Genomic DNA, 25,364 nt, shown 5'->3' with positions numbered 1-25,364 from the left:
TTTCAGAATGCCATGGTGTAATAAGTTACGGTGAGGTGAGCCTCACCAGAAAGGGTAAGGATGAATACGACAACATATCTCAGTAAAAAAGGCTTCAAAGAATTACACAAGCAGATCAACGAACTCGAAATCCGCGAAAAAGCACTCTTGGCTGAACTACGTGACATCGGCCGTGCTAAGTCTCGCGACGACAAACTCCGCCGCAGCGACATTATCATGAATCTCGAAAACGTCCATGGCAAGCTCGCCGAGAAACGCACTGCGCTCAAGACCGCCAAGCCGCTGCCGCGTAAGCGCGATCGGCTACGCATCGCCATTGGCTCAGTGGTTGATCTCATTGATCAGCAAGGTCAACTCTTTCGCTACACCCTCGTTGATAGCCTTGAGGCTGATCCGTCTGACGGCCGCATCTCGGTCGATAGTCCCCTCGGACAAAGCCTCCTCAACCGCCACGCCACCGAAACCATCTCTCTCGGTCTCGGTCGCACCACCCGGCGCCTGCAAGTGGTCGGCGTCCGCTGATACGACCCAAGCGTCCCAATTTGACGCTGACCACGCGCCCCATGCCGCTCGTTTACCACGGGCGGCATTTTCGGTATACTACTTATATGACATCAACGATTCTTATTGTTGAAGACGAGCCCACCTTACGCACTGGCACCGAACAATTCCTCCGCCAGCGCGGCTTTACGGTACTGACGGCGACCAGTGGCGAGGAAGCACTGGAAAAATTTGCTGGGGTGGATGTGATTATCCTCGACATTATGTTGCCGGGGATGAGCGGTATCGAGACGCTGCGCCAAATTCGTCAGACTAGCGACGTGCCGGTACTGATGTTGACGGCGCTACATGATGAGCCGACGCAAGTTGCTAGTTTTGACGAGCTGGCAGATGACTATATGAGTAAGCCGTTTTCGCTGGTGATTTTAGAGAAGCGAATTAGGGCGCTACTTCGTCGCCAGCAGTCTGTCAAAAAAACCTTGTGGCAGCGCGGCCTGGCCTCGGTGGATTTTATGGCCTATCAGGGATTTTATGATGATGCTGACGCACATCTCAAGCCCAAGGAAGTGCAGCTCCTCAAGCTGCTGGTGGATAATCCAAACATGGTCTGGAGCCGGCAGGCTATCATTGATAAGTTATGGCGCGATGACGAGGTGCCGTTCGACCGGGTGATCGACGTTTACATCAAAAACCTGCGCAAAAAATTGCACCTGGATTGCATCACCACGGTAAAGGGAGTAGGCTACCGCTATGAAGAATCTTAAATTATTCCCCAAAACATTTTTGGTATCAATCGGCCTATTCGCAGCAGTAATCATCCTGGCGCACGCACTAGTCTACACCTTGATGCCACAATTTTATCTGCAGCAAAAAGAGCGCCAGGCAGCAAATAACCTAGCAATGCTGACCACCGAGCTGCGCGGCAAATCGGCTGAGGAAATGCGCCGCCTCAGCCAGGAATTTGCGAGTATGAAAAACGTCAATATCACGCTAACGATTGACGGGCGTGATCAGTATTTTCAAGGCTTTCAATCCGTCAATATCGTGACAGACAGTGGTAAACCGGTCGATACCAGCGTGGTGAAAATCGCTGACGGACAAACGGTCGATCCGCGCTCGGTGATTTTGCGGCAGGGTAGTGTGACGGATAACCAAGGACGAAAAATTACAGTCAAGCTGCTGGCCGACGTGGCGCCTGTCACTCAGGCCAAGCTCGCCACCTTGCACATATTGCCATATACCATGCTCGGCTCGCTGCTAGTGGCGTTGCTATTTTCTTACATCTACAGCCGTTTTGTGACGCGGCCGATTCGCCAGATGGCGGCGGTGACGACGACGATGCAGCGACTGGAAAAGGACGTGCACTACCCGGTGAACAGCCATGACGAGATCGGCGTACTAGGGCGAAACATTAACGAGTTATACCAAAATCTGTGGCAGACGATTCGCTCGCTGGAGCATGAAAATAAGCGGATCACGCAGCTCGAGAAAGAAAAAATCGCCTTCCTCCGTGCAGCCTCGCACGAGCTGAAAACGCCGTTGGCGGCCCTCAGGATTATGCTCGAAAATATGCAGCTGAACATCGGCGAGTATAAAGACCGTGATCAGTACCTGGCGAAATCGGTGGTACGGGTTGATCAATTGACAACGATGGTGAACGACGTCTTGCGCTCTGGAAACGTGGCCGAGCAGGCTCTGCGTCAGGAGAAACGACTGAGGATTGACAAGCTAATCGCCGAGGTGGTTGCTGACTATACACTGCTGGCAAAAACGCGCGGCATGACTTTCGCGGTTGACGCACACCCAACGACCGTGCGTGCTAACCGCGACATGATGCGCCACGTCATCTCGAATCTGGTGTCAAATGCGGTACGCCATGGCGACGCCGGGAGCGTGATAAAACTTACCTGCGACCAGCATGAGCTGGCCATCGAAAACGCCTGCAAACCACTCACTAAACAACAGCTCCAGCACGTCTTCGACCCGTTTTATCGCAGTTCTGACGGCACGAAGCAACATACCGACAGCAGCGGTATCGGCCTCTACACTGTGAAAATGCTGCTCGACGCCAAGAGTCTGGATTATGAGTTTGTGCCACACGGGCAGGGTATGCGGTTTGTGGTGAGATTTGAGTAGGAGGATGTAATGGACAGAGAGCTAGAGAAAATGAGTTTGGAAGAATTGTGGCAATTATTCCCCATATTTCTTGTAGAACACAATAGAGAATGGGCACGCTGGTATGATGAGGAAGTGAAAGCCATCTCCTCATTGGTGCCAGAAAAATACATAACACAAATATCTCACATTGGTAGCACGGCCATCCCAAATATACAGGCAAAGAATATAGTAGATATATTGCTTGAAGTCCCGTCGGAAAAAGAATTAGAGCCTGTAAAAAATATCCTTGTTGAAAATAATTGGTTGTGCATGAGTGAGAAAGTAAAACGAATCTCATTGAATAAGGGATACACCAAACAGGGCTTTGCGGATAAGGTATTTCATCTCCACATTAGGGTTGTGGGGGATAATGATGAGATCTACTTTAGGGATTATCTAATTGAGAATGGAGACATTGCCAAACAGTACGAGAAATTGAAACTAAAGCTTTGGAAGGAATTTGAGCATGATAGGGATGGGTATACTGATGCAAAAAGCGATTTTATCAGAAAGTATACTAAAATAGCTAGAGAAAAATACGGGTCCAAGAATAGGTCTTCCTAAATTGTGCATATTAAAGTCGTCAAACAGACTCTCAACTCCTGCTTTACATAAAGATTCCGCCGTCAGCATATCATGCTGAAGCGCTGGCTGTCTGTGCTAAAATCAAACCATGAATGAATTCATTTTAGTAGCAATAAAATTATTGATTGGCTTTTTCGCGCTGACGATAATCATCAACGTTTCCGGAAAAGGCAATCTGTCGCCGTCATCTGCCAGCGATCAAGTGCAAAACTATGTACTGGGCGGTATCATTGGAGGCGTCATTTATAACAATAGCATTCAGATTTTGGATTACATCGGCATTTTGTGTATATGGTGCGCGCTGGTGCTGACGTTGAAATGGATAAAACAGTATAACGTGAGAGCAAAGCAGCTGATAGACGGCAAGGCGTTGATAATCATTGATAATGGAAAAATCAACATTGAAAATTGCAAAAAAGTTGGCTTGAGCGCTCATGATGTATCGTTCAAGCTGCGAACTCATCATATCTATTCAACGAGAAAAGTGAAAAGAGCCGTGGTGGAACAAGACGGCGAATTAATCATTACCCACGAAGGAGAAGAAAACCCGAAATTCCCATTGATAACAGACGGGCAGCTGCAAACTGATATTTTGCAGGTAATTGGCGAGGATGAAAAATGGCTGCTGAAAGAAATGAAAAAGCAGGGGCTGAAGTCTTATAGCGATGTATTTTTGGGAGAGTATGTGGACGGTAAGTTAAACTTGACGGCTTATTGATAATAATATTTACGCTATCAATTGCTGAGTGGGAATATGCTGCGGCACAGCAGACACGTACCCATCCCGCTTATTCGTGCTACAATTGAATTATGAAGAGTATTGACGGCTCGACCCAACAGTGCTCCAGCAAATTATCGATATCATCGCCGGAGTCGTTCATGAGTGAACACATCTTTGATCGGCAAAAGTGGCAGAGCTTAACGATATTCGAACAAATGGGCAACATCGGCTCAGAGGTCGGGCGAGCATTTGCCGCCCAGCGCCGCGGCGATACGGCTGCAATGACTGGCGCCTGGCAGCGCGGCTTGGACTTGTTAGACGCCACCGCCGAGCAACTCGCCCGCCAAAAATCGCCAAAACTCCGCGAAGTCCTGCGCGCCCGCGAACTATTCGCCGGCATGGAGGATGAATCGTTGGAGGGCTACTTTATGTGGTTTGTGGTGGCGGCGCGGAGAGACGAGTAGATGTAACGATATGTTTTTCCCTCATGTAAAGGTAAGTTTTGTATTTACACCCTTATATCTCATCTGTTACAATAACGACACTAGACTTCTATTTTGATAGCCGACCGCGTAGTAAAATTAATACCAGGAGGGGAAGTGAAAACTATCTACATTGATATCGGATCGTCAACTATCAAAGTGTACGCTGTCGAAGAGAAAGCCGTAAAGCTCCAAGAAACGAAAAGTCTACCGTTTAAAAAAGAAATTTCTCCCGACGCTGGCCTATCAGAGAATCTCAAGAAAGAATTAATTGACTATGTCAACTCAGTTAAAGATAAATATGAAGCTGATAGAATCAAGGTTTTTGCGACTGCCGTCTTTCGCAAACTAAGTATGCCAGCCTATCGACACCTAGCAGACGACTTCTTTGAGCAAACTGGTTTATGCTTTACCGTCGTTCAGCATGAACTTGAGGGGTTTTATTTAGAGCAGGCTTTGTCTTCTGAGTATATATCGAACACGCCACTGTTGCTAATCAACATTGGAGGCGGATCGACGGAGCTAGTTGTCAAAGAAAGCGGAAATATCGTTGAGCGATATAACTTAGATATTGGCGTTGGCACTGTATTGCAAGATTTTCCATTTTTGAACGAAAAGCACTCGCAGCATAGTTTGCGTGACGTTGTTGATAGCATAAAAAATAAGTTACCAATCATCGAAAGCACTACTCCAGTGGCAATCTATAATGGTGGTGAATTAACTTACATGAAGCTGGTCGGATATAATTTAAAGCCTAATGATGTATTTGATGATGCAGATCACCCAAGCATGATCACTCCAACCGATTTTGCAGCAAAAAATGAGGAGGTGTATGCAAGGATATCTATCAATGATCTCGAAGCTTTGATGCCAGACGATCCATTATGGATGCATGGCGCACGAGCCTGCTCGGCAATCGCACAGGCAGTAATTGAACAGTTTGGCGCTGAAAAACTAGTACCTTCGGATTCTAACATGATTCACGGTACCGCTAAGCAAGAATATCGTTCAGTTGTTCTATCTGGCAGTTTCCGCAAGCATCTGCCGCACATTCTGGAAATTAAGAAGACGTTATCGAAACGTGGAGTTGAAATTCTCAGTCCAAGGTTTGAAGAGCCAAAAAATCCAGGCGAGGAGTTTGTTACATTTTCGGGCGAAGAGGGAATGTCCCCACTTGAACTAGAGCGATATCATCTAGACATGATAGACAATTGTGATGCACTGATTGTTTGTTCTGTTGGCGGCTATGTCGGTGCGTCAGCACTGATTGAAATCGGCTATGCACAGGCAATAGGAAAAAGGATTATATTTACCGAAAAGCCAGAAGAGTTCATGTTGCAAACCTTGCCTGCTGAATTTGGTTTATGAGAGAGGCATACGTTGTAGGATTTGGCGGCGCTGCTGGTAGCGGTAAAACAACAGCCGCCAACATGTTGGCAGAAGTTGCTCAGCCAATGCAATCAGAGCACTTTGAGTTTTCAGACTCTATTATGCAAATCGGGAGATCACTACTTGCTGATATATCAAATAATCAGAACTCTCGGCCAGAAGACTACAAGGATATATTATCAGGTAAACTAAGTGAATACGGGATGAGTGTATCGTCCGACCAAAATATTCCACAATTATCAGATGCTTATATAAAATCTCTACGCTCTGGTGAATTAGCTGAGCTAACGCATGAGACAAAGAATCAACACCGTCCATTGCTGGAGTGGCTCGGCAGAAGCGCCATCGTTATGGTTTCTCCAACGGTTTGGGGAGATATTTTAAGATACAATGTAGATACCTCCCTACAAGCAGGCAACAGACTTATCACGATTGGCGGTGTACGGACAATGGCAGATAGGGCTTTAATACGTGAACTCTCTGGAGCGATGGTCAGAATGGTCAGAGATCTTCCGGGAAAGGTACAGCTTGATACAGAATATCAATTATCAGAATGGTCAGCAGACTATACTGTCTTTAATGAAAACACTAAAGATGAATTATTTGAAGAAATCAGTCGAGTTTGGGTTGATATTGTTGAGAATAATACACAGGATATCGCGTAATAAATCAAATAACACAATCGTCCTAGTGTTATCTATCAGCATATCACACATCTAGACCCGCATCTATTGTGTATGCTAAAATAAAACCACAAACAACATCCGCGCGCTGTTTCGCGACAAGAGTATATTCGTAATCTGAGAGAAGTCGCTTGTATTCACTCCATCATTTTATACGACCAGATCAATACATCTGGTCGCTCTTGGTGTTATGATATAGAAAGGATTATTCATGACAAAAAGTAAAACGATTTACTTCATCACCTCCAACCAGCGCAAGTTCGCCAGCCTCCAGAGACTTCTTCAACCGCTTGATATTGATCTGCAGCAGCTAGACCATGATTTTGACGAGGGGCGGGGACTGGATATTCAAACAATTGCCAAGAGTAAACTATCTCAGGCCAAGAAAACTTTTCCAAACAAGCGCCTGATCGTTGATGACCGCGGTTTTTTCATCCCAGCGCTGAAAGGCTTTCCAGGGCCGTTTGTCAAATTGTTGCTGGATAGTTTTAGCTATCCCGGCATCATCAAACTAATGCAAGGTGAAACTGATCGTAGGGCTATATTTTCTTTTGCGGTTGGCTATTTTGACGGCGAAAAAGACCACATTTTCGTAGCTGATGAAGAGGGATTTATCATTGACGAGCCGCGCGGCGATAACTTACATGGCTGGACGGAATTGTTATACATTTATGGACATCCGAGCTTTCCTGGCCGTAGTTTGGCAGAATTGAATGATGAGGAGTGGAAAGCGTACTTGGCTGCAATTGAGGCGGTTGATGGATTTGTGATGGTGAGGGATTATTTGGCAAAAACATAAGACGCCCCAGCGCCGAAATCAGGAACATAAACCACCCAAAAGTAATGGGTGAGGCGGAATGTTTCATGCCTTAGTAGTGGTTACGGTCTGTGCTTGCACCAATTTGACTAGCCATAAATTACGCATGTGTAGCAATAGATAACTTGTATTATTATATAGGGTATAAGACAATAAACTCATGCACCGATATAAGAAATCGTCAGTCACTGTGAATATCCGTAAGGCTAAAACAGGCGATTTTGATTTCGTTTTTCGCCTGATGACAGAAGCGCTTGAACCATTTTACGATGGCGATCATCAAGCTCATGCACAGCGGATGTTTACCGCGCATATCAATAATAACGTCGATTCTGTCGGGCAGTTTTCACTTCTACAATACATATTTATCGCAGAAGTCAATCATCATCCTGCCGGAATGATTCATCTAGTTGTCAAGAAGCAGGGAACAGTTAAAATTAGTCCGCTCATCGTTGCGCCAGAATATCGCGGCCAATTTGGCATTGGTAGTAAGTTGCTTCGTCATGCCGAGGATTTTGCTCGCAAACACCACGCTCGGCAACTCTACTGTACAGTAGCTGCCCAAAACCAAGCCACGCTCAAGTTTCTATTGCGCAAAGGATTTCATCTGGCCGGCAAGGCGCAAGATCATTATAAACCTGGCGTCGACGAATGTATGTTGTACAAGCCGCTGAATCAGAGTGCAGCTCCTGATTTGTCAGACATTTCAATCGTCCCGTTTGACGAGAAAAAGCACGCTGCAGCGGCGCGCCAACTGATCCTATCGCGAGTGGACAGTGACTTTAATGGCGTGGATGATGCATGGGTAGATGCGCTATTTGCTAGCTACCAACGACGTGAGAGCCGAGACGTCAACGCTAAGTATAAGCTCATTTTCATCGCCGAGCAGGATAGAAAGGTCGTTGGCGTTGTCGTCGCAACGCCGAAGAAAGGTCGACCAATTAAAATCATGCCATTAGTAGCAAAATCAGAGGCTGTTTTCGAAGCACTGGTAGCTAACTTGCCACAATTATTAGCTGGTTATGGTCGCAAGCTGTACATCCATATGGTTCCTGAGCCGTGGCAGATTGCCTGCCTCCAGCGCCACGGCTGGACGATTGAAGGCATGTTCCCAGGAGGGTACGCACCAAACAGTGTCGTTCAACAGTGGGGAATCAGCCTCAACAGGAAAGGAGTGCCTATGCGTAAGATGCGCATCAAGCGGCCGTACTACGACGCAATCATGTCAGGCCGCAAGACTTTAGAAGTCCGCATCGGCTACAACAGCATCAAGCGCCTTAAGGAGGGTCAGCCGTTGCAGCTGGAAAACGGACATGCGTCCGGTGTGGTGCGAATCAAGTCAATTCGAATCTACAGTAAATTCGCCGACATGCTGGCGGCTGAGTCATGGCAGCAGATCGTGCCGCAGGCGAAAAGCAAAGAGGAAGCGCTTCGCCTCCTTCACAAGATCTACCCGCCGCACAAGGAACGTCTCGGCGTTCACGTCATCGAGGTTCAAAAGTAGCACCATCTCTATGCATATTGCCGCAAAAGCTGAGCTTGAGAAGAAATAAGCAATCACAACTTAAAAATGTCATCATCCATTAAGACATTTTGTCCTGAAGTATAATGACAGACTAAGTAACTCTAAGGTGTTAAATTAATATTTTTGTCCTCATCTATTGATTAGTGAAAAATAATCCGTTGTGATTACATCGGCAATTTCACATTCCCTTCACACACCCCTGCTAAACTGACATAGAACCAAGAAAGGAGATCTATGTCATTTGTACAACGTGCCTGGTTGTATATCACCAGGAAAAAACTCAAAACGCTGATTTTGCTGGCGATTTTGCTGTGTATGTCGACGATTATGCTGAGTGGATTTGCCATCAAGCATTCGACCGATGCGGCAGCGCAGTCGCTGGACAAAACGCTCAAGGCCGGCTTCACGCTGGGCAATAATCCGCGCACCAATCCGGGAACAGCCCGCGGCTCAGGAACGGTATCAAACAAAGACATCGACGCGGTGAAGAACCTGGAGGGTGTGACGGACTATGTCAAGCGCCAGAACGCCACGGTCGATTTTATCAATACCAAACTGGTGCCACTACCAAGCGGCGGCAGCGGCTATGATGCCCAAAAAGACAAACAATTTGGCAACGCCGCCACCATCATCGGCGTCAATAAATCTGAGTCCGAGAAGAAGTTCCGGGCCGAGTCGCTCAAGCTCATCGCTGGCCGGCACATCACCGAGAACGATTCTCGCAAGATTTTGGTGCACGAAGACTTCGCCAAGGCCAACAACCTGAAACTTGGCAGTAAAATTAAGTTAAAGGCTAACCAGTATGACACCGACAACGAGCATCCATCCAAGGACGAGGTTGAAGTGGAAATCGTCGGTATATTTAACGGCAAGAACCCAAAGCAGGCGACGTATCAGGTGGAGCTGTTCGAGAATTTGTTCTTGACCGACCTCGCGACGACCCGCCAGTTGAATGCCTATACCGAGCAAAATGAGATTTACCAGGACGCTACGTTCTTTACCAAGGGCACCAAACAGTTGGATGAGGTGATGGCGCGGGCAAATAAATTGCCGGTCAATTGGCAAAAGTATCAATTGAATAAGAATAGTCAGGAACTGGCTGGCGTGACTGGTGCGGTGAACGGCGTGTACGGCCTGATCGACGGCATGTTGTGGGCGACGGCGCTGGTCAGTGTCGCAGTGATTGGCATGGTGCTGTATTTGTGGATGAACGAGCGCAAGCGCGAAGCGGGCGTACTCTTGGCGACGGGCGTGCCGCAGTCAAAGATTGTGCTGCAATATATTGCTGAGCTAGTGATGATCGCGGTGTTGAGCTTTGGTGCGTCGTACTTTACCGCAGGGCTGATTGCTCAACAAATGGGCGATCACGTGGTATCGCAGGCGGCGCAGAATGCCACGCGTCAAGCTGGCAGCTCCTTGAACGGTGCGTCGCTCGGTGCTGATGCTGATTCGGTGACGTCATCACGCACGCTCGACAAGGTGACGGTTGGCGTGCAACCGACGGATCTGCTGGCGGTGTGGGGCGCTGGACTAGCGGTGATTATCATTGCGGTATTACTGGCTTCGCGACCGATTACCCAATCAACGCCAAAAGAATTACTAACCGAAGTGGACTAGGGGCGAATGATGACGATTATCAAACGAGCCTGGACGGCTGTGACGCGTAAACGGCGTCGCAGCCTGACCATCGCCCTAATTATGACGCTGATTTTCACACTGCTCATCGGCACGCTGACGGTGCAGCAGACGATGGCGCAGCTGAAGCAATCGGTCGAGCGGAACATCCGCGCCGGCTTTAGCATCGCCAGCAAGCAGCCATCGGGCGAGGTGCCGATGGAAATGGCACGACAGGTGCAGCACCTAGACAAGGTCAAAGCGCACAATTTCCAGGCAGAAACCACTGCGGGACTGCCGGGTAAGCAATTGGTTGACGTAGCAGGCAGCGGCGTGCAGCTGGACGCTAATGTGGCTGGCGAAGCAAAAGTTACGGGAGCGACACAGAGCAATTTGCTCGGCGAATTCACCGGTCGATTTTACCAACTAGAGCAGGGTAAGCATCTGGGGGCGAACGATCAAAACGCGGCGCTGGTTCACAAAACGTTTGCTGAGAAAAATGACATCAAGCCAGGCGACAAGCTGGACATTACCAAAGACGGCCGGCGGGTGACGGTGACTGTCATGGGCATCTTCAGCGGCAAAGGCGAAAAGCCAGCGGTCTTGCAGTCCGACATGGCGGAGAATCATCTCATCACCAACTTGGCTGCAGCGCAGCAGCTGACGGGTAGCCAGCAGTTGACGCGGGCGACATATTTTGCCGAAAATCCGCACCAGCTGAAGTCGCTAACGGATCGTGTCAAAAGCCTACCAAACGTCGATTGGCAGAAATTCAGCCTGACCGACAACGGGGCCGTGTTTGCTGGCGTCCTCCAAAACATCACTGGCATTCAAAACGTGTTGACGATTGCCACCATCGGTGCAGCTGTGGCAGGGCTAGCGGTGTTGTCACTAGTGCTGGTGTTCTGGGTGCGCGGCCGCTTGCATGAAATTGGCATCTTGCTGTCTATCGGCACGTCGAAGCGGCAGATTATCGGGCAGTTCTTGGCAGAGCTGGCGATCATCGCCGCAGTCAGTTCGATGTTCGCGCTCGGTATCGGCTCGGTCACCTCATCGCAAATTTCTACTGCCCTGACAGCGCAAACTGACCAAAGCCAGCGCATAGAAAAGACTGCGGTGCAAGCCGCGCCAGTAGCGACCTACCTAGAGGCTTTCGCCTTCGGCTACATGGTCGTTCTGCTATCAGCCATCGCTGCCACCGCGCCGATTATGCGCCAATCACCAAAGCAAATTTTAGCAAAATTAAGTTAGGAGTTATTATGTCAATACTTACGTTACGCGATATCATCTATTCATACGCCGACGGCACTAGCAATGTGCTCAACGGCATCAATTATCAATTTGAAAAAGGCAAATTCTACGCCATCGTCGGTAGTTCTGGCGCTGGTAAATCGACACTGCTGGGGCTGCTAGCCGGGCTGGACACACCGACCGACGGGCAGATTTTGTTCAAAGATCAAGACATCGCCGAGCAGGGTTATTCGCATCATCGCAAACACAATATCTCGCTGGTGTTTCAGAATTATAATCTGATCGATTATCTGACGCCGCTGGAAAACTTGAAATTGGTTAATTCCAAGGCTACCAACGAAACGCTACACGCCATGGGCCTGGACGACGATCACATTCACCGCAACGTCATGAAACTTTCTGGTGGACAGCAACAGCGCGTGGCGATCGGCCGAGCCCTCGTCTCACATGCACCGATCATCTTGGCAGACGAGCCGACTGGTAACCTGGACGAAACCACCGCCGCTGACATCATCGACATCCTGCGTCGGGCTGCCCACGAAAACGACAAATGTGTCATCGTCGTCACTCATAGTAAACAGCTGGCCAAGCAAGCGGATGTAGTATTGAAGCTGAAGGATAAGAAGCTACGGGCATAGCGTCAGGCCTGGTGCGGCCCACGTCACTTACGGTACGTGGAGCGACCGAATCGACTGACGATGATAGAATCATAAAACCCCCATCTCAAGCAAGAGGTGCGCGAGGCAAAAGCCGGAGGCGCACCTTTTTGCCTGTAATTAACTGTTGCAGAATAGCGGCCTCAACTATAACTAGGTACGATGATTACCCACCATTTCAAGCTATACCCCAAGCCATTTACTACCATTTCCTCCAAGCCGCACTTCACGCTATAATAACCATATGCATTTTTATCAATCATCAAGCGACGAGGTACTGCGGCGACTGGGTTCCTCGAGTAGCGGCCTGAGTGCGGCCGAAGTCCAGCGCCGCCAAAAACGCTACGGCCTCAACGTCATCAAAGTCCAATCCGAACCGCTCTGGCGTATCATCCTCGAGCCATTTCTCGATATCTTTATGCTCGTCCTGCTCATCGCCGCCATCATCAGCCTCTGGCACGGCGAGGCCATTGACGCCATCATCATCTTTGTCATCGCCGCCATCTCGGCCGTTATTTTCTACATTCAGCGCTTCTCAACTGACCGCGTGCTGCGCAGCCTGTCCCGTCACGACGCCCAAAAAGTCGACGTCCACCGCGTCAATCGCACCACGCGCATCGACGCCAGCCAGCTGGTTCCGGGCGACGTCGTTTCGCTGGCTGAGGGCGAGAAAGTCCCTGCCGACATCCGCCTCCTCCGCAGCGCCAACTTGCGGGTGGACGAGGCGCAGCTGACCGGCGAATCACTGCCAATCTCCAAACAAACCGACGCCCTCACCGGCAATAAAGAAATATACGAGCAAACCAACATGCTATTTCAGGGCTCATTCGTCGTTAGCGGCACCGGCACCGGCGTGGTCGTTGCCACCGGCAATCAGACCGAGTTCGGTAATCTCGCCATGCTCTCCAAACGCGAATCGACCCAAAGCCCAGTCCAGCGAAAAATCGACACCCTGATCACCAGAGTCATCGCCGCTGTCTCGGCCATCGCGCTCGTTGCTTTTGGGCTGAGCTTGCTGCGCGGCATGGATGTGCTGGAGAGTCTGCGTTTTGTCATGGCCCTAGCGGTGAGCGCCGTGCCGGAAAGCTTGCCAATTGCGATTTCCGTGGTGTTAGTCTTAGGAATGCGGCGGATGGCCGCCAAAAAGGCGCTGGTGCATCAAATGCGCGCCATCGAGACCATCGGCGTCATCACCACCATCGCCACTGACAAGACGGGTACCCTGACCAAGAACAAGCTGACCGTTCAGCAAACGTGGACGCCGGACGAGGCGACAGAGAACATTGACCGCATCATCGGGCTGGTGGTCAACCGCGCTCACGCCAAGAGCCACGATCCGCTGGACATCGCCCTCAATGAGTACGCCCGCAAGCAGAGCGCCAGCCCGCGCCACGTACCAGTTCGTGACCTGCCATTCAGTCAAGCCCATGCCATGTCCGCCACCATCTGGCATCACGGCCGGCAGTTTCGCTTGTATGTCAAGGGTGCGCCCGAAGCCATTCTGGCAGCGTGCCGCGTGTCGGCTCGCACCAAAAAGCGCGCCCAGCAGATGCTTGATGAGATGACCGCCCGCGGCTACCGAGTGATTGGGCTGGCGACGGGCGAGCTAGACGAGATAATTGATGGCTTTGATCAGCTCGGCAAGCTGACATTTGCCGGCTTCGTGGCCGTGGCCGATGTGCTGCGACCAGAGGCGCCGCGGGCCATCCGAGCGGCTCTGAAGGCGGGCGTGTCAGTACGGATGATCACCGGCGATCATTTCGAGACGGCCTATCAGATTGGCCGGGAACTTGGCATGGTCGAGAGCCGCGATGAGGTGTTTGACTGCCGTGACATGGCTAAGCTGTCCGATGATCAGCTGGACGCCATCGTCACCAAAACCAAGGTCTTCTCCCGCGTCATCCCCGAGCAAAAATACCGCCTACTGACCATTCTCAAAAAGCACCACATCACCGCCATGACCGGTGACGGCGTCAATGACGTGCCGGCGCTGACCAACGCCCATGTCGGCGTGGCCATGGGTTTGGGCTCGCATATCGCCAAAGACGCTGGCGACATCATCCTGCTCAATGACAATTTCAAGACCATCATCGACGCCATGCGCGAGGGCCGCACCATCATCGCCAACATTCGCCGCATGCTGTTTTATCTACTGTCGACTAACACTGGCGAGCTGATCACTATGCTCGGCGCACTGCTCATCGGCATCAAGACGCCGCTGGAGCCAGTGCAGATCCTCTGGGTTAATCTGGTGACCGACACCTCGATGGTCATTCCGCTTGGCCTGGAGCCAGGCGAAAAGCAGGCCATGAACCGCCCGCCGGAGCGCCCCGACGCACCGATTCTCAGCCGCCAAATGATCTGGCGGATGGTCATCGTCGCTGCCACCATGTCAGTCATCGCGCTGGCGGTCTACATCTTTTTCGAGAAGCATTACGGCCACGACTACGCGCAGACGCTAGCCTTTATCTCGCTGGTGGTCAGCCAGTGGGCCAATGCCTTCAACGCCCGCTCCGACAGCGAGTCAATCTTCACCCGCCTCAAGGTCATGAATGCCAGTTTTTACGCTGGCATCGGCCTGTCGGTCATGTTACAGCTACTCGTCTTCTTCGGCCCGCTTGGCACAATCCTCCACATCACACCGATCAACTTCTGGCACGGCGCACTCATCGGCCTCGCCTCGTTCGTCATCCCGATCATCACCTGCGAGATACACAAATGGCGGAGCAGGAGGAATGACCATGCCTGAGCTCAAACATATCCGAGCCGCCTATCGCGTGTCAGTCAAGGGACTGATCTATGAGGACGGAAAGTTACTATTCGTCCGCGAGAGGAGCGATACATGGGATTTACCCGGCGGCGGGCTGGAACACGGCGAGGGCATAGCCGAGGCCTTGCGGCGTGAGTGCCGAGAAGAGCTGGGAGCTGAGATAGAAATCACAAACGCAGCACCAATCATCATCCCGACATGGAGCAAAAAGTTCGACATCCCAGTGCTCATTATCGCCTACCAGGTTCGCCTCGTGTCGCCACCCACAACCACGCCAGATGTCAGCGAGCTGCGGTATATTGGGGCCGATGAACTAGGGCAGGTTAAACTTGACTCGACACTGTCGGCCGTTATAGATCAGTTTTATATATAGAAACGACCCGTGGTAGCCGGCGTAATAATGTACGGCGTCGATTGAACCGGAAACCAGAGGAGATTTAGAATAATTAGAATAATTACGTGTCTTTGCCTATCTCGCTTTTACGAGTCTACTCGTAAATGGCTGGGCCGGAGGGATTCGAACCCCCGAATGCCAGGACCAAAACCTGGTGCCTTACCACTTGGCGACGGCCCAATACCAAGGATTAGTGTAGCATAATAATCACGCAATTACCAGCCTTGCGATCGGGCTCAAAACGCGCTACAATCGTCATATGCATAAGCAGCATGGCTTTACTATCGTCGAGGTTATCATCATTATCGTGGTTATCGCGATCCTCGCTACCTTGGGCGGTCTCGTGTGGCGCAATACGTATAACACCGCTCGCGACAATGAGACCAAGTCAAATATTTCGATGCTCAAGGAAGCAATCGAGAAATATCGTTCGGACAACGGCGAATATCCATGGCCGACGAGCGCCTGCACTGTTTATAACACCGCTAATATGAAGATTTGTAATGGTGGCGAACTCGGCGCACTCCTCATTCCACGCTACATCAAGCAGCTGCCAAAAGACCACGAAGGCCGTGATTATTGGTATCTCGCAGCCACTGACACGACCCACGCTTCCAGCGTCGTGCCGACCCGCTACGCCATAAAGGTACCGCTCTCAGATGGCACCACCTGCCGCACTGGCCGCAATATGCAGAACGGCTGGTTTGGCGGTGTGCCAGAGTGCAACTTCTAATCTGTTATAATAGCTTTGATGAGACGGCAGAGTTTCGAGACGCTGACACTAGAGAAAATCGTTGGCGGCGGGCAAGCACTAGGGACGCTGGCCGATGGCCGCAAATGTTTCGTATGGGGCGGATTGCCCGGCGAGACGGTTACTGTTCGCGTTACCAAAAAGAAATCACACTTCATCGAGGCGATTGTCGAGGAGGTGATCTCGCCAAGCCCCGACCGTATCCAGCCGCGCGATCCGGATAGTTATCTTTCGACCAGTCCTTGGCAGATTATGCCGCTCGAGATAGAGCAGATATACAAAAGGCAACTGATTGACGACGCCTTTACACTGCACAATGTTGCATTACCGGCAGCGATTGATATTTATTGCAACAATATTGCATATGGTTATCGCAACAAAGTTGAATTTAGTTGGTATAGTGAAGCCAGAGAGTATGGTGATACGCTTGATTTAGCGTTTTTCCACCGCGGCAGCAAGGGTAAGATTGTCGTCGATGGCACGAGCTTAGCGCACCCTGCAATCAATAACCTGGCGCGTGCAATCCGCGACTTGCTGCACCATAAACGCGTCGCGGCTCGCCAGCTCAAGACCTTGCTCGTCCGCTGCGATCAATCGGGAAGTTGCGTATGGCAGTTGTATGTTAAAGATCGCTTGCCCGAAATCATCACCGCTGATGAAGCCGCCAAATTACCGGCTCAGGGCGGGGAAGTCATCTACTCCGACCCGCGCTCACCAGCCAGTCGCATCACTGAGCGACTGGCGCGTTTCGGCAACACTACCTTGACCGACACCATTCTTGGCGTGCCATTCCGCTACGCCTGCGAAGGCTTTTTCCAAGTCAACATCCCGGTTTACGAGCAGGCGCTGCGCGATATGCGGGAATGGGTACCGTACAATAAGGCGCGCCAAGAGCGCCAGCTGGATCAGTTAGCGGCACATGACAACACCGATAGTCAACAGCGAGCAATATCTCAGAAAAAATCTGGGCTGGCTTTAGTGGGTCCCGGATTATTTTCTGATGATATTCGAGCTGTCAAATTATCAACCATCGACCTCTACGCTGGCGTCGGCACCATCGGCCTGACCATTGGCGGCGACAACATCACGCTGGTGGAAAGCAACGCCGACGCCGTCCGCGAAATGCAGCGCAACATCACCGAACTTGGTCGCACCGACGCCCGCGCCATTCTCGCGCCCAGCGAACAAGCCCTCGACCACATCACCGGTAGGGAAATCGTCATCGTCGACCCACCACGCGCTGGCTTACATCCTGACGTTATTGCGACATTGTTGCAACAGCTGCCGCCGCGCATCCTCTATCTCAGCTGCAATCCTGTCACCCAAGCCCGCGACGTTACCTTACTCCAACAGCACTACCGCATCGCTTGGCACCATGGCTACAACTTTTTCCCGCGCACACCGCATATTGAGCACTTGGTCGTTCTTGACAAGAAATGAACTAACTTGACGGCGTAGTAACAACTGGAGCTGAATTCTCAAAAATTGACATAGTGTTGTACTGCTGATATAATCTCAGCACACTAAAATCCATACGAGAGGAGTTATAGCTATGCCAGGAATACCAAAGCCACCTGAGAGAATGCTGAGCGAAGAGCAAAATAATTCTACAACCCCCTGGGGCATGCTTCAGGAAAATTCTGCGGGTATCAAGGAGGAAGTTCAGGCAGATCCAGAAACACCTGTTGGCACTGACGGCTCTACCGAAGTCACCCCTGAACCTAGCGAACCTGAAATGTATAGCGGTCCGCTGGAAAAAGCCCCATTGCTTGAGTTGGGCAACGACCTTGCTGATGCCAGAATATTTTTCTCTGATGCAGTAGATATAGCCAAATATGCTATCAGTAACGGCCCAGAAGCACCAGAAGAAGGCCAGCCGGTACTACTTATTTTTGGTGGTGTTTGTGTTCCCGTATATGAAAATTCTGATCCCGAAAAACTAGAGGCAGCTTGGGCGCGAGTTATGCGCGGACACTGTGATCAGCAGATAAAAGTTCCTGATCCGTATAGCGAGCATCCTGTAATGGCAGAGACATATCCACTCGTGATAAAAACTCTGGACGATATACCAGAAAAAGTCCTTGCCGCTGAGGCGCGGGAAGATGAAGCTCGGCGCAACGATGAAGACGATTATGATATTCAGCGGGCAGATACCATTATCAACAGAAAAGAAAAATATGAGGGGCTAAAAGAAAAACTCTGGGACGTAGAAATACGCCTTGCTGGAGCAGCGGCGGCGCAGCTACCACCTAATATCTATGGCGACAGAGATAACCCAATACAAGCAGAGCCATTTACGAGTGAGTTTGAGGCAAGAGGAGTCATGTACAGCTCTTACACATTCCTATTGGCAAAGCTCATGCAAGATCATCTCAACAATAACGAGACTGCAACCGTAGCAGATATTGCCGAAGAGGCCCTAAAAATATTGGATATCAGGGTAAATACCTCAGATCCATTGTTTAATGCAGTAACTGGTTATTTATTACCAGACTCAGCGTGGGACTGGGATCATGGTCAAGAGCTATTAGGATGGTATAACGAAGTACGCGAGCGACAAAGTGGATACCGCTCACCTCTTCCGCCTGAAGCCCAGTAACAATTGTACGCTTGATATCAAGTGTTTCTAGGCTATAAGAATCCTAACAAAACGCCGACGTACTTATGTACTTGCCGGCGTTTTGATGTTCTTGAAATACCCACATTCCGACCCGTTCTTATCATGCTGCGCCAAGTTACTGTTATCAGAAAGCACCGGCTACTATTTTCTATAAAAAGTTATCTATGATCATAACAGGGGTGAGAAAAAATATTACACCACATTATTGACAAAAACCCTTGACGTTTTGTTCTCGTATTGATATATATCAGCTTTTGTTGACAGATGTTTGACGTTTTGTCCAAAAGTGTATTTTGACAAGCAGTTGAGAATAGAGCAAGGTGAGATTTTATGGCGTTATTTTAGCGGAAGCAAAATAGTGTCATGAAACCTCATCTTGCTCAAGCGCCATCCGGGCGCCAGGGCAGTGTTTTTTGTAAAACACGAACAGTTCCGTTCGGATGAGGAGAGAGGCTCGCCATGAGCTACGACACCAGAGGAGAGGCTGGCAACATCGCCAGCGACCTCCTCTTTATCATCATCGACATCCTCTTCGGAGGATTCGTGACGATGATCCTCTGGGGCTGGTTTATCAGTCCCACATTCGACATCAATAGGCTGAACCTGGTCCAGGCCATCGGGTTGAACATCTTTGTGAGTTTGTTCACCGCCCGATCCAACCCCGGGGACGACCAGTTTAGTCGACGAGTCATTTTCTTTTTGACCCTTCTCGTGGCACTGGGACTCGGGTGGATCGTCCAACTGTTCATGTAGGCCACACACTGGACTGGCAAGCCGCCGAATATTTTGGTGGTCATCTCCGCCATGTGTAAATATTCTCCTGCTTGTCAGTTCGCTCCATAGATGCGTGTCTATGCTGATGAGTCGGAAACGACGAAAGCGAACAATTTATTCAAACATCACTAGTTGCACCGCCAAAGCTTCACGGGTAATCTCATCCGCCCGTTCGCCGATGAATACGATTTTTGCCGCCTCCTCAGGCCTGGCATTAGTTAGCTGAATCTGCTGCTCGGTTGCCTCCACATGCTGGCGCGCGCCGTTGTCGTTGATGAAGCAGCCCTTCATTCGCCGCAGGCCATACGCCGCAAATAATTCCGGCCATATTTTTTCCAAAGTCGCTGCCGTAATTTTCATGCCTGAAACGTCCAGCACCGCATAAGTCGGATTATCCGGCACCGCCAGTTCGCCGTCATACGTATCAAAAAACGCCAGCAGTCCCGATGGCGTGGTTAATTTACTGAGGTCAAACCGACCGTGCGGTGCGCTTAAAACCTTGGCGTAGGGCAGGGCGCGCCGTTTCATGTCATATTCAGCTCGCTCGCTATCATTCAGCAAATCTTCCTTAGTCACTAAAATTACGTCTGCTGCCTGCAGTTCAACCTCGTGCGCCGGCTCGACACCGTTAAGAATCTCGTGCGCATCGATCACGTAAAAACTCTGCATCAACTCATACTTATTGAAGATTTGTGCATTAATCAATTTCTCGACCAAGTTCATCGTTCGCGCCACGCCCGTCGCCTCGATAAACACTGGCGCTGGAGAATTCCGGCAAAAGTCCAGCAGCATCCGCGTCAACGCATGCTTCGACGAACAACAAACACAATCGCCAGCCAGCGTCGTCACCATCTCCGCCAGCCCTTCTAGCCGATAGCCGTCGACATTTTCATTGGCATATTCATTTTCAATCACCCGCGCACCCTTATAGTCACTTTGTTGCAATAAGAATTCCAGCACGCTGGTCTTGCCGGCACCCAGCGAGCCGTTCACCAAATAAAGCGGCACCTTGTCAATAACCGCCCGCGCTTCGTCAAACGCCGCATTAACACTAAATTCCAAATCGTCATCGCGTTTCGCCATACATCTATTATACGTCATCCTGGCCAAAGTGATATACTAAGGCTATGAAAGTCATCCTAGCCCTCGGTAATCCTGGCGACAAGTACACCTACACCCGGCACAACGCTGGCTTTCTAGTAGTTGACCAGTTGGCAGCAGGGCAGAGTGCACAATTTAGCAATAAGCCCAAATTCTTTGCGGATATTGCCGAGCTAAATAGTGTCAAGCTAGCCTCAACTGCTGACGCAAAGTCGTCAACCGCTAGTCCGCAGGAAAAAGTTCTCTTGGTCAAACCAACGACGTACTATAACGAAGTTGGCGTTGCCGCGCGGGCACTCATGGATTTTTATAAATTGACGCTGGATGATTTACTGGTTATTCATGACGACACTGACCTTGATTTTGGTAAAATCCGTGTCCGCAAGGGCGGCCGCGACGCTGGCAGCAACGGCTTAAAATCGCTTCATACTCATATCGGCGCTGATTTCTGGCATATTCGTATCGGTACCGACAATCTACTGCGACGGCAAGTCTCAACCGACCGTTTTGTTATGATGAATTTTAATAGCGATGAATTAACTATTTTGAAAAATTGGGCCATCCCAACGGTGCGAACAATGATTCATGACTTTTTATCCGATCAAATTTCAGCCATAAGCGTCAAATTATAACCCCCGACATATCACTACATCATTGCACCTGCGAAATTAAAAATGCTTATTGCAACAATGTAGCAATAAGCAAGCGATATCGCCCGAAACAAAAAGCCACAAATATCAATTACCGTCGCCTCCGCGGCACAATTTTCGCCGCGCCGTGCTTCAACCGCTGCTCAGCACTATGCAATTTCGCCGCGGCTGCTTCTTGCAAATTAATCGCTCGCGCCTCCAGCATGCTACTCCCAACCGCCAAGCTCACAAACAATAGCCCCAAGCCTCCCGTCGCCCATTCCGGCAGCTCCAGATGAAATAGCTTGGCGATCATCATCATACCCAGCGCCATGATCGCCCAGTGCGCGCCATTTTCCAGATATTTATATTTGCTGAGCATGCCCGTCCGCAGCAAATACACCGTCAGCGACCGCACCCAAATCGCTCCGGCGCCGAGCCCCGCCACGATCAGCAACACACTGCTGGTGATGGCAAAAGCGCCAATCACGCCGTCAAAGCTAAAGCTGGCGTCCAACACCTCCAGATAGAGCAGGCTAGCGAAGGCTGCCCAGCCGGTCTTGACCTTGACCGACTTGGCATCATCCTCATGAAAGAATGAGCCGAACAATTCCAGCCCGATGTGCAGTATAATTCCCAGTACCGACGAGATCAGTACCAGCGCCCGATGCGGCGGCTCAACCGTAAAGTACAGCACCGCCGCCACGCTCAGCATCAGACACACCTTGAAATTCTCGAACCGCCCAGCCTTGGCCAGCCACGGCTCGACATGCCGCATCCAATGCACGCGCTTGTTATAATCAATGAAATAACTGAGGCCGATCATAATCAGAAACGCGCCGCCAAAGGCATCAATCATCGGCGAGGCTTCGTGCAAAATATGACCGTATTCCGCCGGCTTATGCAGCGCCAAATCAACCACTTCCATAAAGCCATGGCCGCTCGCCACCATCACGATGATAATCGGCAGCACAAACCGCACCACGAATACCGCCACAAAAATCCCAACTGTCAAAAACACCTTCTGCCAAACCTGGCTCATGCCGGCTAACACCTTGCTGTTAATCACCGCGTTGTCAAAGCTAAAAGTCACTTCCAGCACCACCAGAATCGCGAATAACCACAAGCCGCTCGCGCCGAAATGTCCGAAAATCAACCCGCCCAAAGCCAGCGTCAACAACGCCGAAAACCAAAAAATCCGAAATGGGTGATGCGAATGCCAGAGATGTTTCATAATGATTTAGTATAGCATGCTAGGCGGGGAGTAGTATAATAGAAACTATGCCGTCACTACAGACAATATATCAGCGCGCTGGCACCTGGTTCAAAAACCACAGCGATGCAATCCGATGGACTATCGTCGGCTTGTTTGGGATCATTGTCATGCAGTATGGTTTACAAATCGACCTCTGGCTAATCGCGCATCCGCCGCACACGTGGGCCGAAACGCTAGCACCGCTGGCACAAGATTTTCTGACGCTAACCTGCAGCGTCATCGTTGAGGCCACGCCGTTTCTAATCATCGGCATCATCGTTTCTGCTCTCATTCGCCGCTTCCTACCGCCAGACCGACTACTTAAAATCCTCCCCAAGCACACGCTCATTCGTCGCATTCTCCTCTCGCTCGTCGGCATCGCGCTGCCAGTCTGCGAGTGCGGCAACGTGCCAGTCGCCCGCAGCCTCCTAGCGCACGGCCTCAAGCCCGCCGACGTCATCAGCTTTCTCTTAGCCGCGCCGATCCTCAATCCGATCACTATCATCGCCACCATGACCGCCTTTAGCTTTGAGCCACGCATGGTCTGGTGGCGCATCGGCTTTGGCTTTCTAATCGTCCAGCTGACCGCTCTGATCGTCAGCTTTATTCACCCGAGGCACGTCCTCCAGCCGTCATTCGCTGCTTCTTGCACCGACCGTCATCCAACGACCTTTCGCCACATCCTCGCTGATTCCCGCAACGAATTCTGGCAGCTCACCACCATGCTGGTCCTTGGCGCCATGATCGCTGCCGCCACCCAAGTCTTCGTTCCGCGCTCCATCATCAACGCCGTCGGCGGCGACATCATCCTGTCGGTCATCGCCATGATCGGCCTCGGCTTCGTCGTCTCTATCTGCTCCAGCGTCGATGCCTTTTTTGCGCTGGCTTACGCCCGTATCTTCACCAATGGCTCTGTCCTCGCTTTTCTGCTGACTGGCCCGATGATCGACATCAAACTGATTCTCCTCATGCGAAGCACCTTCCGTCCGCGATTTATCCTGCTGGTTATGCTCATTATTTTCAGCCTGTCGCTGGCGACAGGGATCGGAGTCAATCTCTATGCGCGCTAAACTCGGCCCACTACTGCGCGCTGGCGGCGGGCTACTCGCCTGTGGCTACATCATCCTCATCGCCGTCCGCGGCCAGCTCGGCTTTTACATTCATCCGCGCTACCATTTGCTCGCCGTCGTGGCGACCGTGGCTGGTGGCATGTTACTCCTTATCGATATTGTTCTACAGCTGCGCCATAACCTAGCAGGGAAGCGACGAGCCTCCGCCCGCCCGGCACCCACCAAGCATCCAAAAAAGCCGCGACGCACCATCCCCATACTCTCAATCGTCACCGCTGGTATCCTCGTCCTGTCCAGCATCCTGCCACCGCGTCCACTGTCCTCGTCCAGCGCTGCCAATCGCGCCACGTCCGGGCCGACCAGCACGACCGGCCGCTGCGACAAACCAGAGCCGCTTAATGGTAAGCCCGTTTCCATGAACCGCTGGCGCAGCGCGTTTGATGACTGTCCGAATGACAGCTTTTTTGACGGCGTAACCATTGACGTCACCGGCTTTGTGGCGCGCGACCCAGGCGGCTTTTACGACAACCGCTACTTCGAGCTCTCGCGCTTCGTTATCAGCTGCTGCGCCGTTGACAGCACCCCGGTCAGCATCCTCGTTAAATCCCCAGACGCCGAGCGCTACCGCGATAATCAATGGCTACAGATACGCGGACAGATCAAACGCGAGCTATCCGGCGGCAAGGCCGTCTATGTGCTCACTAACCCCACCATCACCCCAACCACCGAACCAACCAATCCATACGAATTCCTCGGCGTCTAGCTATATATCATTATTGCGACAATGTATCAATTAGTGCTACACTTCGTTACTGCACGGGCTTGTACACGAAGACTGAATTAATAATATCATCGGTCGGATGGTATTCCTCCATCAACTGCACGCCCTTCATGGCATCAGCATCAAACCCTGGATAGAGCAGAGTACGCGCCCCATACGCCCCGCGCGCGAGCAGTCGCCCGTCTGGTGTAAGTGCTGGTCGTACATGATCAACAATTGCTTGCTTTTCCGCCAGCGTTTCGCCAGCCAGTCCCGCTACATATATCACATCATATCGCCCCTCATCCAGCGCCACCGACTGACCCAGACCAGTCACAAATTTACCCGGCCAATCAAGCGCCGTGGCAAGGCCGCGCGATAACTCAATTGCCTCGTCCGACGCATCAACATGCGTAATCCGCGCTCCCGTTAGCCGATGTAGCCACCATCCCGTCAGCGGCAACGGCCCACTACCAATCATCGCCACTTCCGACGAACAACCACATAGCTGCAGCCCAGTCCGTCCCAGCAGCCCAATCTCACGCCGCGTCAACTCTTTATAATTCTCATGATACGGAAACGCTTCTAACTCTGCCCACGGGTTATCCGCCTCTGTGATGCGCCCCGACCAGTGTCGTTCCAACTCTCCTTCGGCTACCGCGCAGCGCTGCTGCACCTGACGGCGAATATCCTCGTCACGCAGCAGTGGCTCTTTACCGTGCGCCACCACCGCATCAACTAATTCGGTAAACGCCGCATTAACTTCCTCAGAAGGTGTGAGCTGCGGCAAGCTCAGCACTCGCTCAATACATTCTTTCATAGCTCATCAGTATGGCGTATTGTGTAGCTTATTGCAATT

Annotated in this window: 25 protein-coding genes and 1 tRNA gene; 22 read left to right on the top strand and 4 right to left on the bottom strand. The window is 50.9% G+C overall.

The window, feature by feature from the left end; all coding sequences use genetic code 11:
- Positions 1-60 precede the first annotated feature (60 nt).
- From FBF24_01575 to FBF24_01505, 15 genes are all read left to right on the top strand, one after another.
- Positions 61-522, top strand: a complete 462-nt coding sequence (locus FBF24_01575; protein QCT40581.1) for a hypothetical protein — start codon at positions 61-63, stop codon at positions 520-522.
- 86 nt (positions 523-608) lie between these two features.
- Positions 609-1,265 (top strand): response regulator transcription factor, encoded by a 657-nt coding sequence (locus FBF24_01570; GenBank protein ID QCT40580.1) that lies wholly within the window; start codon positions 609-611, stop codon positions 1,263-1,265.
- On the top strand, positions 1,252-2,637 hold the full coding sequence (locus FBF24_01565) for a HAMP domain-containing histidine kinase (protein QCT40579.1): 1,386 nt from the start codon (positions 1,252-1,254) through the stop codon (positions 2,635-2,637). Before FBF24_01570 ends, FBF24_01565 begins: the two co-directional genes overlap by 14 nt.
- Positions 2,638-2,646: 9 nt before the next feature.
- Entirely contained in the window at positions 2,647-3,222 is a 576-nt protein-coding gene (locus FBF24_01560; protein QCT40578.1) for a GrpB family protein, read from the top strand.
- 109 nt (positions 3,223-3,331) lie between these two features.
- A complete protein-coding gene (locus tag FBF24_01555) occupies positions 3,332-3,961 on the top strand; it encodes a DUF421 domain-containing protein (GenBank protein ID QCT40577.1) in 630 nt (209 codons plus the stop codon).
- 92 nt (positions 3,962-4,053) lie between these two features.
- Entirely contained in the window at positions 4,054-4,428 is a 375-nt protein-coding gene (locus tag FBF24_01550; GenBank protein QCT40576.1) for a hypothetical protein, read from the top strand.
- 90 nt (positions 4,429-4,518) lie between these two features.
- Positions 4,519-5,814 (top strand): hypothetical protein, encoded by a 1,296-nt coding sequence (locus tag FBF24_01545; protein QCT40575.1) that lies wholly within the window; start codon positions 4,519-4,521, stop codon positions 5,812-5,814.
- Positions 5,811-6,500, top strand: coding sequence for a hypothetical protein (locus FBF24_01540; protein QCT40574.1), 690 nt, complete (start codon positions 5,811-5,813; stop codon positions 6,498-6,500). The genes FBF24_01545 and FBF24_01540 overlap by 4 nt, the downstream gene beginning before the upstream one ends.
- A 229-nt stretch (positions 6,501-6,729) precedes the next feature.
- Positions 6,730-7,317 (top strand): hypothetical protein, encoded by a 588-nt coding sequence (locus tag FBF24_01535; GenBank protein ID QCT40573.1) that lies wholly within the window; start codon positions 6,730-6,732, stop codon positions 7,315-7,317.
- Positions 7,318-7,495: 178 nt separating this feature from the next.
- Positions 7,496-8,839 (top strand): GNAT family N-acetyltransferase, encoded by a 1,344-nt coding sequence (locus FBF24_01530; protein ID QCT40572.1) that lies wholly within the window; start codon positions 7,496-7,498, stop codon positions 8,837-8,839.
- Between the two features lie 255 nt (positions 8,840-9,094).
- On the top strand, positions 9,095-10,477 hold the full coding sequence (locus FBF24_01525; protein ID QCT40571.1) for an ABC transporter permease: 1,383 nt from the start codon (positions 9,095-9,097) through the stop codon (positions 10,475-10,477).
- Between the two features lie 6 nt (positions 10,478-10,483).
- Positions 10,484-11,725 (top strand): ABC transporter permease, encoded by a 1,242-nt coding sequence (locus tag FBF24_01520; GenBank protein QCT40570.1) that lies wholly within the window; start codon positions 10,484-10,486, stop codon positions 11,723-11,725.
- Positions 11,726-11,733: 8 nt separating this feature from the next.
- On the top strand, positions 11,734-12,363 hold the full coding sequence (locus tag FBF24_01515) for an ABC transporter ATP-binding protein (GenBank protein ID QCT40569.1): 630 nt from the start codon (positions 11,734-11,736) through the stop codon (positions 12,361-12,363).
- 262 nt (positions 12,364-12,625) lie between these two features.
- Positions 12,626-15,130 carry a cation-transporting P-type ATPase gene (locus tag FBF24_01510; GenBank protein QCT40568.1) on the top strand — a complete coding sequence of 835 codons (2,505 nt, stop codon included), beginning with the start codon at positions 12,626-12,628 and terminating at the stop codon, positions 15,128-15,130.
- Entirely contained in the window at positions 15,117-15,524 is a 408-nt protein-coding gene (locus FBF24_01505) for an NUDIX hydrolase (protein QCT40567.1), read from the top strand. The genes FBF24_01510 and FBF24_01505 overlap by 14 nt, the downstream gene beginning before the upstream one ends.
- A 126-nt stretch (positions 15,525-15,650) precedes the next feature.
- On the opposite strand, the gene FBF24_01500 is transcribed toward FBF24_01505, so the two are convergent.
- Positions 15,651-15,725: transfer RNA gene (locus FBF24_01500), tRNA-Gln, on the bottom strand.
- Between the two features lie 79 nt (positions 15,726-15,804).
- Here FBF24_01500 and FBF24_01495 point away from each other — a divergent pair.
- From FBF24_01495 to FBF24_01480, 4 genes are all read left to right on the top strand, one after another.
- Complete coding sequence (locus FBF24_01495) at positions 15,805-16,278, top strand: prepilin-type N-terminal cleavage/methylation domain-containing protein (protein ID QCT40566.1); 474 nt, start codon at positions 15,805-15,807, stop codon at positions 16,276-16,278.
- An 18-nt stretch (positions 16,279-16,296) separates the two neighbouring features.
- Positions 16,297-17,736 (top strand): class I SAM-dependent RNA methyltransferase, encoded by a 1,440-nt coding sequence (locus FBF24_01490; protein QCT40565.1) that lies wholly within the window; start codon positions 16,297-16,299, stop codon positions 17,734-17,736.
- A 112-nt stretch (positions 17,737-17,848) separates the two neighbouring features.
- Positions 17,849-18,895 (top strand): hypothetical protein, encoded by a 1,047-nt coding sequence (locus FBF24_01485; protein ID QCT40564.1) that lies wholly within the window; start codon positions 17,849-17,851, stop codon positions 18,893-18,895.
- Positions 18,896-19,375: 480 nt separating this feature from the next.
- The gene (locus tag FBF24_01480) at positions 19,376-19,669 is read left to right on the top strand and encodes a hypothetical protein (GenBank protein QCT40563.1); all 294 of its coding nucleotides are present in this window, start codon (positions 19,376-19,378) and stop codon (positions 19,667-19,669) included.
- A gap of 135 nt (positions 19,670-19,804) precedes the next feature.
- On the opposite strand, the gene FBF24_01475 is transcribed toward FBF24_01480, so the two are convergent.
- The gene (locus FBF24_01475; protein ID QCT40562.1) at positions 19,805-20,791 is read right to left on the bottom strand and encodes a hypothetical protein; all 987 of its coding nucleotides are present in this window, start codon (positions 20,789-20,791) and stop codon (positions 19,805-19,807) included.
- Positions 20,792-20,817: 26 nt separating this feature from the next.
- Between FBF24_01475 and FBF24_01470 the strand changes: the two genes are divergently transcribed.
- Positions 20,818-21,423 (top strand): aminoacyl-tRNA hydrolase, encoded by a 606-nt coding sequence (locus tag FBF24_01470; GenBank protein ID QCT40561.1) that lies wholly within the window; start codon positions 20,818-20,820, stop codon positions 21,421-21,423.
- Positions 21,424-21,532: 109 nt separating this feature from the next.
- On the opposite strand, the gene FBF24_01465 is transcribed toward FBF24_01470, so the two are convergent.
- On the bottom strand, positions 21,533-22,654 hold the full coding sequence (locus FBF24_01465) for a DUF475 domain-containing protein (protein QCT40560.1): 1,122 nt from the start codon (positions 22,652-22,654) through the stop codon (positions 21,533-21,535).
- Between the two features lie 47 nt (positions 22,655-22,701).
- On the opposite strand from FBF24_01465, the gene FBF24_01460 reads away from it, so the two are divergent.
- Both FBF24_01460 and FBF24_01455 read left to right on the top strand, forming a co-directional pair.
- A complete protein-coding gene (locus FBF24_01460; protein QCT40559.1) occupies positions 22,702-23,745 on the top strand; it encodes a permease in 1,044 nt (347 codons plus the stop codon).
- Entirely contained in the window at positions 23,735-24,508 is a 774-nt protein-coding gene (locus FBF24_01455) for a TIGR03943 family protein (GenBank protein QCT40558.1), read from the top strand. The genes FBF24_01460 and FBF24_01455 overlap by 11 nt, the downstream gene beginning before the upstream one ends.
- A gap of 46 nt (positions 24,509-24,554) precedes the next feature.
- Here FBF24_01455 and FBF24_01450 read toward each other — a convergent pair whose 3' ends face one another.
- Positions 24,555-25,325 (bottom strand): hypothetical protein, encoded by a 771-nt coding sequence (locus tag FBF24_01450; protein ID QCT40557.1) that lies wholly within the window; start codon positions 25,323-25,325, stop codon positions 24,555-24,557.
- Positions 25,326-25,364: the final 39 nt, after the last annotated feature.

The sequence above is a fragment of the Candidatus Saccharibacteria bacterium oral taxon 488 genome (assembly GCA_005697215.1).
Taxonomy (GTDB): domain Bacteria; phylum Patescibacteriota; class Saccharimonadia; order Saccharimonadales; family Saccharimonadaceae; genus Nanosynbacter.
This window is presented reverse-complemented; position numbering and strand designations above follow the sequence as displayed.